This window comes from Algicella marina (assembly GCF_009931615.1).
In the GTDB taxonomy this organism is placed as follows: Bacteria; Pseudomonadota; Alphaproteobacteria; order Rhodobacterales; family Rhodobacteraceae; genus Algicella; species Algicella marina.
Genome location: NZ_CP046620.1, coordinates 1,217,703 through 1,230,085, shown reverse-complemented (window position 1 = coordinate 1,230,085; position 12,383 = coordinate 1,217,703). Strand labels below are relative to the sequence as shown.

Here is a 12,383-nt window from a genome sequence, read left to right as displayed (position 1 = left end):
ACTACTGCGCGGCGACAGGCCGGGACAGCGCACGGATGACGCCCCGCAGTTCCGCCAGCCCGCGCAGACGCCCGATCAGCGGATAGCCGGGGTGGGTATCCCTGGTAGCGTCAGACAGCAGCTCGTGGCCGTGGTCCGGGCGGAACGGAATTGCGTGGTCCGCACGGCCTTCGGCCCGGCGGCGGGCTTCTTCGTCCAGCAAGGCGGCGACGAGATCGACCATGTCGGTATCGCCATCGAGATGTGCCGCTTCCTCGAAGGAGCCATCGGCATCCTTGGCCACGTTGCGCAGATGGGCAAAGTGGATGCGATCGGCGAAGCGGCGGGCGATGGCCGCCACATCGTTGGCGGGGTTGGCACCGAGCGATCCCGAGCAAAGCGTCAGGCCGTTGGCGGGGCTGTCGACGGCATCGAGTATCCAGCCAATGTCGTCCGCATCGGAGACGATGCGCGGCAGGCCGAGAATATCGCGGGGCGGATCGTCGGGGTGGACGCAGAGGCGGATATTCAGATCTTCAGCCGCCGGCACGACCTCCTGCAAAAATTGCCGGTAGCTGGCGCGCAAGTCCGAACGACCCAGACCTTCGTAGCCTGCAAGCGCCGTCTTCAGGCCTTCGACGGTGTAGCGGGCATAGGCGCCCGGCAGGCCGGCCATGATTGATGTCAGCAGACCATCGCGGTCCGCTTCGCTCGATTGCTGGAACCAGATCGCGGCCGCCTGACGCACTTCTGCCGGGTAATCGGCCTCGGCCGCTTCACGGCCAAGCATGAACAGTTCGAATGCCGCCATGCGCGGCGCGGAAAACCGCAGGCAGGTGCCGCCGCCCTTGACCGGGCTTTGCAGGTCGGTGCGTGTCCAGTCCAGCAGCGGCATGAAATTGTAGCAGATGGTGTGAACACCTTCGGCGGCGAGATTGGCCATCGACTGGCGATAGTTGGCGAACAGCGTTGCCAGGTTGCCGCTGCCGCGTTTGATGTCTTCGTGGATCGGCAGACTTTCGACCACGTTCCAGGTGAAACCGGCCGTGTGGATTGCAGAGTTGTGAGCAGCGATTGCCTGCCTGCTCCAGATTTCACCATAAGGGATTTCGTGGAGGGCGGTGACGATGCCGCTGGCACCTGTCTGGGCTATCTCGGGCAGGGAAATCTTGTCGAATGCGCCGTACCAGCGCCAACTCTCGATCACGGTGTCACCTCGGCGGCGGCTGCGCGGGCGCCCTTCTGCACCAGGGTTTCATAGGACCGTGTAAGCGACGGTTGCAACGCTTCGGCCATTTCGGCGCTGAAGATTTCGCGTACTGACAGCAGCGCCGCGACCTTCTCTGCCGGGGTGGCAGCGGCACTGGACAGGCTGTGCAGGCGGTCTGCGAGCGGATCACGGACGTCGATGGTTCCACCCTTCTCATCGGTGCCGCCGACATAGCGCATCCAGCCGGCGACGGCGAGCGTCAGGCCCGGAGCTTCGCGGCCGGCGGCATGGGCTTCAGCGAGCGTGCCGAGGATGCGCTGCGGCAGTTTCTGGCTGCCGTCCATCGCGATCTGCCATGTCAGGTGGCGGATCGCCGGGTTGGCATAGCGCTGAAACAGCGCGTCGGCATAGGCATTCAGGTCCTCGCCCGGCGGTGGGGTGAGGACCGGGATGATTTCCGCGGCCCAGAGATGCTTGACGAAATCGGCAAACACCGGATCGGCGGCGGTGTCGGCGATCGTCTCGTGGCCGGCGAGGTAACCGAGGTAGGCAAGGGATGAATGGGTGCCGTTCAGCATCCGCAGTTTCATATGCTCAAAGGCCGTGACATCCGCGACCATCTGCACGCCGACGGCCGCGAGATCGGGGCGATTGTCATCGACGAATTCATCCTCGACCACCCACTGGCGGAACGGCTCATGCATCACCGGAGCCTGATCGTTCGTACCGGTGAGTTCCGCCAGCGCCGCGATATCCTCGGGCTTGGTGGCGGGCACGATCCTGTCGACCATGGTGGAGGGGAAACGGGCTTCGGCGGCAATCCAGTCACCCAGTGCCGGGTCAATCTGCCGTGCAAGTTCGAGCACGACACCACGCAGGACGCGACCGTTGTTCGGCAGGTTGTCGCAGGTCATCACCGTGAACGGGCGCAGGCCGGCGGCGCGACGAAGTTCCAGCGCTCGGACGATGTAGCCGGGCGCAGAAACGGGCAGGGCGGCAGACAGGTCGTGGCGGATATCGGGATGCTCGAGGTTGAGCGAACCGGAACTCGGGTTGTGGCAATAGCCCTTTTCCGTGACCGTCAGGGTGACGATCCGAGTGCCCTCGGCGGCCATCACGTCCAGCACCGCTTGGGGATCCTCGGGGGCGACCAGCACTTCGACCACGGAATCGATCACACGGGGGGTGCGGCCCTCCGGCCCGAGTTCAAGCGCGGTGTAGGCGCAATTCTGCGGCGCCAGCCTGTCCCGTGTTCCCGGGCTTTTCAGACTGACGCCGACGATGCCCCAGTCTCCGCCCTGTGCCGCCATGATCTCGTCGAGATAGACGGCACCGTGGGCGCGGAAGAACGCGCCGAGGCCGAGATGGACAATGCCCGTCGCCGCGCGGGGTGCGGTGCGGGACAGGCGGGGGAGTTCAGCGGGCAAGCCAGCCTCCATCAACGTTGAGGACGGCGCCGTGAATGTAATTGGCAGCAGGTGAGGACAGGAACACTGCCGTCTCGGCGATGTCGTCGGCCTTGCCCCAGCGACCCGCCGGAATGCGTTCGAGGATGGCCTTGTTGCGGTCGGGGTCGTTGCGCAGCGCCTCGGTGTTGTTGGTGGCAATGTAGCCGGGGGCGATGGCGTTGACGTTGATGCCCTGTGCCGCCCATTCATTGGCGAAAATCTTCGTCAGACCGGCAACGCCGTGTTTCGATGCGGTGTAGGACGGCACGCGAATGCCGCCCTGGAACGACAGCAGCGACGCGATATTGACGATCTTGCCGGTGCCGCGCGGCAGCGCGGCCTTGGCGAAGGCCTGGCAGGTGAAGAACACCGCCTTGAGGTTCACGTCCATCACCGCGTCCCAATCGGCTTCGGAAAAATCGACGCTGTCCTCGCGGCGGATGATGCCGGCGTTATTGACCAGAATATCGACTTTTTCGGCGGCGAAAACGTCTTTCGCCGCCATCGGATCGGAGAAATCGAGCGTCAGTTCGCGCCCGTTTTCCAACCCGGCCACAGTCTCGGCACAGGAAGACCGCCCGGCGCAGATTACCTCCGCCCCTGCACGCCCCATGGCGAGCGCGATCGCCTGTCCGATGCCGGTATTCGCGCCGGTCACCAACGCCGTCTGACCTGCGAGCGAGAAGGGGTTCACCGCAAATCCTCCATCGCCACCATGTCCATATCGGTGAAATCGACGTTGTCGCCGGCCATGGCCCAGCAGAACGTGTAGGAGCCGGTGCCCGCCCCGCAATGGATCGACCAGGGCGGCGAAATCACGGCCTCTTCGTTGCCCATGACGATGTGCCGCGTCTCGGACGGCTCGCCCATGAAGTGGAAGACGCGCTGGCCTTCATCGACGTCGAAATAGAGGTAGGCCTCCATCCGGCGGTCGTGCAGGTGCGCGGGCATCGTGTTCCACAGCGAACCCGGCTGGAACTGGGTATAGCCCATCAGCAACTGGCAGCTTTTGCAGACTTCCGGGTGCAACACCTGAATGATCACCCGCTCGTTCGCCTGATCGCGCGAACCAAGTTCGACGCGGCGCGCGTCCGCTTCGCGGATATGCGTGGTGGGATAGGTCTGGTGGGCCGGAGCGGAGAGGAGGTAGAAGCGGCCCGGGCCGGAGAATTCGACCGCACCGCCGCCCATGCCGATGTAGAGCACCTCGCCCTTGGCAAGCTCATAAGACGTGCCGTCCACCTTGGCCGTGCCGGTCTCGCCGATGTTCAGGATCGCCATTTCGCGGCGCTCGAGAAAGGTCTTCGTGCCGGTCTCTGGCATTTCGCTCAGTGTCAGGGTGCCATTGCCGGGGACGGCGGAGCCGAGGATCAGGCGGTCGTAATGGCTGTAGACCAGCCGGATCTCGCCCTCGGCAAACAGATCGCCGACATGGAAATGCTTGCGCAGATCGTCAGTGCCCAGCGTCTTGGCGGTGGCCGGGTCGATGGCGTAACGGGTTTCGGATTTCAACATGTCAGGTCCTCTCAGAGAAAGTCGTCACGGCGCGGCGTGAAGCAGTCGATCAGTTTGCCCGGCTCCAGGCAGCGGCAGCCGTGGATGGCATCGGACGGGATGACGAAACTGTCACCCGGCCCGACCTCGCGCTCCTCGCCGGCGACGGTGAAGACGAAGCGCCCGGCCTCCACGTATGTGGACTGCACGTGGACGTGGTTGTGCAGCTTGCCCTCGGCGCCGGCCTCGAAGGTGAAGGCCACGACCATCAGTTCGGGGCTGTCGGCCAGCACCTGGCGGGTGACGCCGGGGTCGGCGGGTACGGCGGGGAATGTTGTCATGGTGTTACCTCAGCGAAACAGGGATGGCAGCCAGAGTGAAAGGGCCGGGACATAGGTGACGAGCATCAGGGTGGCGAAGGCGGCGCCGTAGAACGGCCAGATCGAGCGCACCGCTTCCCATATGGGAATGCGGCCGACGGCACAGCCGACGAACAGCACGGCGCCCACCGGCGGCGTGCAGAGACCGATGCCGAGGTTGAGGATCAGGATGACGCCGAAATGAACCGGATCGACGCCGAAGGCCTGCGCCACCGGCAGGAAGATCGGCGTGGTGATGACGATCAGCGGCGACATGTCCATGAAGGTGCCGAGGATCAGCAGCACGACATTCAGCAGCAGGAGGATGACAATCGGGTTATCCGACACACCCTGCAAGAGCGCCACCATCGAGGCCGGAACCTTGGTGTAGGCCAGAAGCCAGCCGAAGGCGGCAGCGCAGCCGATGACCATCAGCACCATCGCCGTGGTGCGCACGGCCGCAAAAGTCGCCTCCACGAAATCGTGCCATGAAAGCGAGCGATAGACGAGGAAGGTGACGAGCAGCGCGTAGACGACAGCGATGTTGGACGATTCCGAGGCGGTGAAGATGCCGGAGCGGACGCCGCCGAAGATGATGGCGACAAGGATGATGCCCGGCACCGCGCTGACGAACAGGGCGCCCATGGCCTGAAGGCCGGGGAACTTCTCGGTCGGGTAACCACGCTTCTTGGCCACGAACCACGCGGCGACCATCAGTGAGACGGCGAGCAGGAAACCGGGGATGATGCCGGCGGTGAACAGATCGGCGATGGAGATGCGCCCGCCCGCGGAGATCGAGTAGATGATCATGTTATGGGAGGGTGGCAGCATCAGCGCGATGATCGACGAGACGACAGTGATGTTGACGGCGTAGTCCACACCGTAGCCGCGCTCTTTCATCTGCGGCACCATCAGGCCGCCGACGGCGGAGGCATCGGCGGCAGCGGATCCGGAGACGCCGCCGAACATGACGGATGCAAGGATGTTGACCTGCCCGAGGCCGCCGCGCATGTGCCCGACCATCGCCCCGGCGAGGGCCACGAGTCTGCGGGCGATATCGCCCCTGACCATCAGGTCACCGGCGTAGATGAAGAAAGGGATCGCCATCAGCGCGAACACCGACACGCCGGAGTTCAGGCGCTGGAACACCACCACCGGCGGCAGGCCGAGGTAGAGGATGGTGGCGAAGCTGGAGACGCCGAGGCAGAAGGCCACCGGCGTTCCGATCAGCAGCAGGAAGACAAAGGTTCCGAAGAGGACGTAGAGTTCCATTTCAATCCTCGACCGGATCGTCGCCAAAACGGGCAGTCGGCAGGCCGGCAAGCCGGCGGGCGATACGTTCGAGCGAGAAGATTACAATGAGAAATCCACCGGCGACGAGCGGGATGAAGTCGAACGCGCCGGAGATGCCAAGTGATGGGAGAACGTTGGAGGAGGTCTTCTCTGCCAGTTGCCAGCCGAACCAGATCATGCCGCAGCCAAACGCGGTCACCACACCATCCGAGATCGTGTAGAGTACCATCTTGGCCTTGTGCGGCAGCACGTAGAGCAAAACGTCGAATGACAGATGATAGCCTTCGCGGATGCCGACGGCAGCGCCCAGAAAGATGAACCAGCCCATGACCATGACGGAGGCCGGCTCCGTCCACGATATGCTGTCATTCAGAACGTAGCGCCAGAAGACCTGCGCCGCGATCAGCGCCGTCATCAGCACAAGCCCGGTGCCCGCGGCCCAAAGCGCAATGCGCGCGGTCAGCGACATGCCTACCGCGATGGATTTCATGGTGTTCTGCACTTACGTGCTCCCTTGGAAAAAGTGCGGCCCGCGAGAGGAGACACGCGGGCCGCGATGGTGGATTATTCCGTCGCCTGAATAGCTTCCACCATGGCCTTCAGCTTGTCGGATGTGACGTACTTCTCGTAAACCGGGGCCATCGCCTCGATAAACGGTGTCTTGTCGATGTCGGTCACGATCTCGACACCCGCCTCGCGCACGCGCGCTTCGGATTCCTTCTCACGCGCTTCCCAGAGCTCACGCATCACGGGCACGGAGTCCTTGGCGATCTGCTTGATCAGTTCCTGATCTTCCGCCGAGAGTTTCTCGAAGGAGGATTTCGCCATCACCAGAACTTCCGGCACGATCAGGTGCTGATCGAGCGTGTAGTACTTGGCAACCTCGAAATGGCCCGAGCTGTCGTAGGACGGCCAGTTGTTTTCCGCACCGTCGATCACGCCGGTCTGGATCGAGGAATAGACCTCACCGTAAGGCATTGGCGTTGCGTTGGCACCGAGGGCAGAGACCATGTCCACGAACATGTCGGACTGCATGACGCGGAACTTCATGCCTGCGAGATCGTCCATGGATTTGATCGGCTTCTCGGAGTTGTAGAAGCTGCGCGAGCCGCCATCGTAGAAGGCCAGGCCGACAAGATCATGGTCGGAGAAGGCGTCGAGGATCTGCTGGCCGATTTCGCCGTCCATCACCGTGTGCATGTGCTCGACCGAGCGGAAGATGTAGGGCAGGGACGGGATCTGCGTCTCTTCGATGATGTTGTTGAACGGGCCAAGCGAGACGCGGTTCATGTCGATCACGCCGAACTGCGTCTGTTCGATCGTATCCTTTTCCTCGCCGAGCTGGGCGGAGTGGAACACCTCGATGCACAGCCGGTCGCCCGTCTGCTCTTTCAGCTGCTCGCCGATGTACTTCACGGCCTCGACCGTCGGGTAGCCATCGGGATGGGTATCGGAAGAGCGCAGCGTGGTTTCACACGCCGCCGCCGCCGTGACGGCCGCGGATGTGACCATCAGCGCCGCGAAGGTGGTTTTCAGAAGTTTCATGTTTTTTTCCTCCCTGGAATGGCTCTCAGAGCCGGTAAGCTTGCTTTGCAAGCCGGTACGCGAGGTCGTGGGCGACCTCGAATGCATCCCGCTCCGCCAGTCGCCCTGTTGCGACGAGATTTGCGAGATACGAACAATCCACCCGCCGCGCGACATCGTGCCGGGCGGGAATGGAACAGAACGCGCGGGTATCGTCGTTGAAGCCGACGGTGTTGTAGAAGCCTGCCGTCTCGGTGGTCAGCTGGCGGAAGCGCATCATGCCTTCGGGACTGTCAAAGAACCACCATGGCGGGCCGAGCTTCAGCGCCGGATAGACACCGGCCAGCGGCGCCAGTTCACGCGACAATGTCGTCTCGTCGAGCATGAAGACGATGATCGTCAGGTTCGGGTCCGTGCCGGCGGCATCGAGCAGCGGCCGGAGGTTGCGGACGAATTCGGTGGGCGAGGGGATGTCGAACCCCTTGTCACGACCATATTGCGCCATCATTGTCGGCGAATGGTTGCGGAAGGCGCCCGGATGGATCTGCAATACCAGCCCGTCATCGCGGCTCATCTTCGCCATCTCGGTCAGCATCTGGCCGCGGAAGGCATCACGCTCATCCGCGCTGGCCGAACCCGCCATCACCTTGCCGAACAGCGCTTCGGTCTCGGCGTCGGAAAGGTTTTCCGTCCGCGCCGTCGGGTGGCCATGATCGGACGAGGTGGCGCCGAAAGTCTTGAAGTATTCGCGGCGGTTGCGATGCGCGGCCAGGTAACCGGCCCATGTCGCGGTATCCTCGCCGGTGATCTCTCCCAGTTGCGCGACATTGGCCGCGAAGCCCTCGAAATCGGGGTCCACCACCGCATCGGGGCGATAGGCTGTGACGACCTTGCCGGTCCAGCCAGAATCCCGCATCATCCGGTGCCACGGCAGGGGATCGAGCGCGCTTTCTGTGGTCGAGATCGCCTCGATGTTGAACCGCTCGAACAGGGCGCGGGGGCGGAATTCTTCCCGCGCAAGGCAGTCATCGATATGGTCATAGATCGCATCTGCCGTATCGGGACCCAGATCCTCCTCGATGCCAAAGACATCCTGAAATGCATGGTCGATCCACATGCGCGACGGCGTGGCTCGCAGCAGGTGATAATTCTCCGCAAACACCCGCCAGATCTTGCGGCCATCGGTTTCCGCCGCCGTGCCGTCAGCGCGCGGCACGCCGAGACTGTCGAGCGAAACGCCCTGCGAGAACATCATACGGAAGACGTAATGGTCTGGCGTCACGAACAGTTGCGCCGGGTCGGCAAAAGCCTTGTTCTCCGCATACCAGCGCGGATCCGTATGGCCATGGGGACTGATGATCGGCAGGTCACGCACCTCGGAATAGAGCGCCCGGGCCAGATCGCGGCTGCGCGACTCCAGCGGAAAAAGGCGATCGTCATCGAGTCGAGGCATACAATACGTCTCCCTACCGTGTTGTTTTGTTTTTATTTTTACGGAAATCACAAAGTGGATGACATCCGGTAACTAGCCAACTAATATGTTAGCATACCGGCCCTGTCAATCGACACATAAGGCAAAGAAGAAAGGCGAAGGCGTGGCGGACAGTCTCCAATTCAAATCGCTCGATCCCATTGTCCGGCCTTCCGTGGCGGACCAGGTGTTCGATACCATCTATGAACAGGTTCTGTCGGTGGAGATGCCGCCGGGCACCAAGATCTCCGAAGCCGAAATCGCCCGTCATCTGGGTGTTTCGCGGCAGCCGGTGCGCGATGCATTCTTCCGGCTCTCGCAACTGGGTTTTCTGGTGATCCGGCCGCAGAAGGCGACCACGGTCAGCCTGATTTCCGCCCGCGACATCTTCCGCGCCCGCTTCGTCCGTACGGCGCTGGAAGTGGAGACGGCAAGGCGCGCCTGTCGTGACCTTTCCCAAAGCGATCTCAACGCGTTGCAGGTACTTCTTGAGAAACAGAAGCAGGCCGTGGATGCCGGCGATCGCAGCCGGTTTCACGCGCTGGACGATGAGTTCCACCAACTGATCTGCGAGCAACTGGGCTTCGGGTTCTGCTGGGACGTGATCCGCGAGAAGAAGGCCCATACCGACCGTGTCCGCTTCCTCTCACTCGCCTTTGCCTCGCAAACAGCTCTTGATGACCATCACGCGATCTTCGATGCTATCTGTGCAAAGGACGAGATGAAGGCCGAGGCTGCCGTGCGCGAGCATCTGGGCCGTATCGAATCCATCATTGCGCATCTGCGCGAGGAAAATCACAGCTGGTTCGCCGAGGAAGACTAATGACAAGAACTGTCGCCATCGGCGAATGCATGCTCGAAATCGCACCGAGAGCGGAGGAGGGGGCCTACAGCCTCAAGTTCGCCGGCGACACTTTCAACACCGCCTGGTACATGCGCAAGGCGCTGCCGCAAAGCGATACGGTGGCCTATGTCACTGCAATCGGCAGCGATACTGCCTCCGACAGGATGCAGTCATTCATGCAGGCCTCCGGCATAGACACCACCCACGTTTGGCGGCATCCGGAACGCAACGCCGGGCTTTACCTGATCGAGCTGGAAGGCGCCGAAAGGCATTTTTCCTATTGGCGGGACCGGAGCGCGGCGCGGACGCTGGCCGACGATCCGCGCAGGCTGACCGCGGCGCTGGCCGATGCCGGGCTGGTTTACTTTTCAGGCATCACGCTGGCGATACTGTCGGCAACAGCGCGAGAAACGCTGCTGGCAGCCGTTGCCGAGGCCCGCGCTGGCGGCGCGACGATCGCGTTCGACTCCAACCTGCGCCCACGGCTCTGGACCAGCGGCGAAGAGATGTGCGCAGCGGTGATGGCAGCGGCACGTCATTCAGACATCGTGCTGCCGTCTTTCGATGACGAGGCCAGCCATTTCGGTGACGCCGACATCGCGACGACGGCACAGCGCTATGCCGAGGCCGGCGCCGGCATGGTCGTCGTCAAGAACGGCGCCGACGGCGGGCTGATCCAAACCGGCGAAACAACGCAGAGTTATGCACCGAACACCGTCAGTGATGCTGTGGACACGACGGCGGCGGGAGACAGCTTCAACGCCGGATTCCTGGCGGCGCATCTGGCCGGAGCCGACCCCATGGCGGCAGCATTGGCTGGATGTGCCTTGGCGGGTCAGGTGATCCGCAAGCGCGGTGCGCTGGTGGATATTGATGTTTAGCAGATATCCGTAAGCTACTACATACGTTGTATTATCTCGACTGACGACCATCCATTTAAGTTACATAATATTGATTATCGGATTAATGTTTATCCGGATTATCCCGGTATTTGAACGCCCCGCCTCAATCCGCGAACACCAAACCGTCGAACAGCTTTCTTGCCGTGCGCATTATGCCCGCCTGCGCCGTTCCGCCGGCAACATCGCCCTCCAGCAGAACCTCCGCCGCTCCGGTCGGATGCTCCACGCGATAACGGTTGTCGGTGGGCAAGCGGGCCAGCGTTTCAGCCACCGTGCCGGGCACAGCGCAGGCGGTAGCAACGGATACGGCCGCAAAGACGCCGATGCTCGCATGGCAGCGATGCGGGATGAAGCTGCGGGTGGCGATCACGCCGCCTGCCACCGGTGGCGATATGAGGATCATCTTCGGGACGGTCTTGTCGCGGACATCGCCGAGGTTCATCAAGGGGCCGGCCGTGAGACGGAGCGCCTCCAGCCGTTGCTTCAGGGCCGTGTCCGCGTCGAGTGCAGTTCGCCCCTCCTGCCCCGTCAGCCCGAAATCCGCGGCGCGCAGCAGCACGACGGGCATGCCGTTGTCGATGCAGGTCAAATCCGTCTCCAGCACCCGGTCCATCGGGTTGCCGGTGGGCAGCAGGCTGCCACAGATGGAACCAGCGGTTTTCTCGAAGTACAACGGCACGGCCGCGTGGCGGCCGGGCACGCCGTCGATCACGGTATCGCCGGTGTAGGATACGACGCCCCCGGGGGTCCTGATCTCCGCAGTTGCGATTTCGCCGGTGTTACACATGTGGATACGCACCAGCGTGCGCCCCTCTGACGCCGGGACAAGGCCGCGCTCTATGGCAGCCGGACCGACGCCGGCGAGAATGTTGCCGCAGCCCTGCGCAGCCGACACCTGCGGCTGGTCGACCGAAACTTGCAGGAACAGATAGTCGACGTCGGCATCCTCCCGGCTCGCCGGTGACAGGATCGCGACCTTGGAAGTCAGCGGGTCGGCCCCGCCAATACCGTCGATCTGGTGGGTATCGGGCGAGCCCATGATCCGCAGCAGCAGCGCGTCGCGCTCGGCCGCGTCCTGCGGCAAGTCCCGAGCCAAAAAATAGGCCCCCTTGGAGGTTCCGCCGCGCATCCACAGGCACGGGATGCCCTGCCCCGCTGTGCCGCTCATACCCGTGTCCTCATACGTATTTCAGGCCTTTCTCGGCCAGTCGCCCGCGCATGTCGTAGATATCCAATCCCAGTCCGCCGGCGGCGAGACGTTCGCGCTTGCCGATCTCGGCGGCGATCCGCGCCTCGGCTTTGGTCAGCACTGCCGCGGCCTCGGCGCGGCGGACAACACAGACACCGTCATCGTCGGCGCAGATGATGTCACCGGGCTGCACGATCTGCCCGGCACAGGAAACCGGGACATTGACCGAGCCAATCGTTTCTTTCACCGTGCCCTGGGCACTGACGGCCTTCGACCAGACGGGAAAGCCCATCTCCTCCAGTTCGGCAATATCTCGGCAGCCGGCGTCGATGATCAGGCCCCGACAACCGCGGGCCTTGGCGGAGGTGGCCAGAAGATCGCCGAAATAGCCGTTGTCGCAGGGCGAGGTCGGCGCGAAAACGAGGATGTCGCCTTCCTTCACCTGTTCGATGGCGACGTGCAGCATCCAGTTGTCGCCCGGTGGCGCGGAAATGGTGACGGCGGACCCGGCAATGCGGGCACCGCGCCATACGGGCCGAAGGTAGGAATGCATGCAACCGCTGCGTCCCTGTGCCTCGTGCACGTTCGGCACCCCGGCCCGTCCGAGCGCATCGACAATGTCCTGCCCGGCCCTCTCGATGTTCTGAACGACCACACCCATGTGCTTCCC

General features: G+C 63.1%; 13 protein-coding genes. 2 read left to right on the top strand and 11 right to left on the bottom strand.

Translation table 11 applies throughout. The features are described from left to right. Nucleotide 1: 1 nt before the first annotated feature. The 9 genes from uxuA to uxaC form a co-directional block, all read right to left on the bottom strand. Nucleotides 2-1,186 carry a mannonate dehydratase gene (gene uxuA / locus GO499_RS06070; RefSeq protein ID WP_161861361.1) on the bottom strand — a complete coding sequence of 395 codons (1,185 nt, stop codon included), beginning with the start codon at nucleotides 1,184-1,186 and terminating at the stop codon, nucleotides 2-4. Beyond that, on the bottom strand, nucleotides 1,183-2,628 hold the full coding sequence (locus GO499_RS06065) for a mannitol dehydrogenase family protein (protein WP_161861360.1): 1,446 nt from the start codon (nucleotides 2,626-2,628) through the stop codon (nucleotides 1,183-1,185). The genes uxuA and GO499_RS06065 overlap by 4 nt, the downstream gene beginning before the upstream one ends. Beyond that, nucleotides 2,606-3,331 carry a 2-dehydro-3-deoxy-D-gluconate 5-dehydrogenase KduD gene (gene kduD / locus GO499_RS06060; RefSeq protein ID WP_161861359.1) on the bottom strand — a complete coding sequence of 242 codons (726 nt, stop codon included), beginning with the start codon at nucleotides 3,329-3,331 and terminating at the stop codon, nucleotides 2,606-2,608. The genes GO499_RS06065 and kduD overlap by 23 nt, the downstream gene beginning before the upstream one ends. Next, nucleotides 3,328-4,152 (bottom strand): 5-dehydro-4-deoxy-D-glucuronate isomerase, encoded by an 825-nt coding sequence (gene kduI, locus GO499_RS06055; RefSeq protein ID WP_161861358.1) that lies wholly within the window; start codon nucleotides 4,150-4,152, stop codon nucleotides 3,328-3,330. The genes kduD and kduI overlap by 4 nt, the downstream gene beginning before the upstream one ends. Nucleotides 4,153-4,163: 11 nt before the next feature. After that, complete coding sequence (locus GO499_RS06050) at nucleotides 4,164-4,472, bottom strand: cupin domain-containing protein (RefSeq protein WP_161861357.1); 309 nt, start codon at nucleotides 4,470-4,472, stop codon at nucleotides 4,164-4,166. Between the two features lie 9 nt (nucleotides 4,473-4,481). Beyond that, the gene (locus tag GO499_RS06045; RefSeq protein ID WP_161861356.1) at nucleotides 4,482-5,762 is read right to left on the bottom strand and encodes a TRAP transporter large permease; all 1,281 of its coding nucleotides are present in this window, start codon (nucleotides 5,760-5,762) and stop codon (nucleotides 4,482-4,484) included. Nucleotide 5,763: 1 nt separating this feature from the next. After that, nucleotides 5,764-6,273 (bottom strand): TRAP transporter small permease, encoded by a 510-nt coding sequence (locus GO499_RS06040; RefSeq protein WP_284154908.1) that lies wholly within the window; start codon nucleotides 6,271-6,273, stop codon nucleotides 5,764-5,766. Nucleotides 6,274-6,347: 74 nt separating this feature from the next. After that, nucleotides 6,348-7,328: a TRAP transporter substrate-binding protein gene (locus tag GO499_RS06035; protein WP_161861355.1), complete on the bottom strand. Its 981-nt coding sequence runs from the start codon at nucleotides 7,326-7,328 to the stop codon at nucleotides 6,348-6,350. 25 nt (nucleotides 7,329-7,353) lie between these two features. Further along, a complete protein-coding gene (uxaC, locus tag GO499_RS06030; protein WP_161861354.1) occupies nucleotides 7,354-8,760 on the bottom strand; it encodes a glucuronate isomerase in 1,407 nt (468 codons plus the stop codon). A 142-nt stretch (nucleotides 8,761-8,902) separates the two neighbouring features. Between uxaC and GO499_RS06025 the strand changes: the two genes are divergently transcribed. Then, nucleotides 8,903-9,601: a GntR family transcriptional regulator gene (locus GO499_RS06025; RefSeq protein ID WP_161861353.1), complete on the top strand. Its 699-nt coding sequence runs from the start codon at nucleotides 8,903-8,905 to the stop codon at nucleotides 9,599-9,601. Beyond that, entirely contained in the window at nucleotides 9,601-10,503 is a 903-nt protein-coding gene (locus GO499_RS06020; protein ID WP_161861352.1) for a sugar kinase, read from the top strand. The genes GO499_RS06025 and GO499_RS06020 overlap by 1 nt, the downstream gene beginning before the upstream one ends. A 124-nt stretch (nucleotides 10,504-10,627) precedes the next feature. On the opposite strand, the gene GO499_RS06015 is transcribed toward GO499_RS06020, so the two are convergent. After that, on the bottom strand, nucleotides 10,628-11,692 hold the full coding sequence (locus GO499_RS06015) for a 4-oxalomesaconate tautomerase (RefSeq protein WP_161861351.1): 1,065 nt from the start codon (nucleotides 11,690-11,692) through the stop codon (nucleotides 10,628-10,630). A 10-nt stretch (nucleotides 11,693-11,702) separates the two neighbouring features. After that, the gene (locus tag GO499_RS06010) at nucleotides 11,703-12,374 is read right to left on the bottom strand and encodes a 4-carboxy-4-hydroxy-2-oxoadipate aldolase/oxaloacetate decarboxylase (RefSeq protein WP_161861350.1); all 672 of its coding nucleotides are present in this window, start codon (nucleotides 12,372-12,374) and stop codon (nucleotides 11,703-11,705) included. Nucleotides 12,375-12,383 lie beyond the last annotated feature (9 nt).

Bases quoted from the DNA above. Each gene is read 5' to 3' on its own strand.
- GO499_RS06065 (WP_161861360.1), bottom strand. From the start codon at position 2,628: ATGGAGGCTGGCTTGCCCGCTGAACTCCCCCGCCTGTCCCGCACCGCA.
- kduI (WP_161861358.1), bottom strand. From the start codon at position 4,152: ATGTTGAAATCCGAAACCCGTTACGCCATCGACCCGGCCACCGCCAAG.
- GO499_RS06050 (WP_161861357.1), bottom strand. From the start codon at position 4,472: ATGACAACATTCCCCGCCGTACCCGCCGACCCCGGCGTCACCCGCCAG.
- GO499_RS06045 (WP_161861356.1), bottom strand. From the start codon at position 5,762: ATGGAACTCTACGTCCTCTTCGGAACCTTTGTCTTCCTGCTGCTGATC.
- GO499_RS06040 (WP_284154908.1), bottom strand. From the start codon at position 6,273: ATGAAATCCATCGCGGTAGGCATGTCGCTGACCGCGCGCATTGCGCTT.
- GO499_RS06035 (WP_161861355.1), bottom strand. From the start codon at position 7,328: ATGAAACTTCTGAAAACCACCTTCGCGGCGCTGATGGTCACATCCGCG.
- uxaC (WP_161861354.1), bottom strand. From the start codon at position 8,760: ATGCCTCGACTCGATGACGATCGCCTTTTTCCGCTGGAGTCGCGCAGC.
- GO499_RS06020 (WP_161861352.1), top strand. From the start codon at position 9,601: ATGACAAGAACTGTCGCCATCGGCGAATGCATGCTCGAAATCGCACCG.
- GO499_RS06015 (WP_161861351.1), bottom strand. From the start codon at position 11,692: ATGAGCGGCACAGCGGGGCAGGGCATCCCGTGCCTGTGGATGCGCGGC.
- GO499_RS06010 (WP_161861350.1), bottom strand. From the start codon at position 12,374: ATGGGTGTGGTCGTTCAGAACATCGAGAGGGCCGGGCAGGACATTGTC.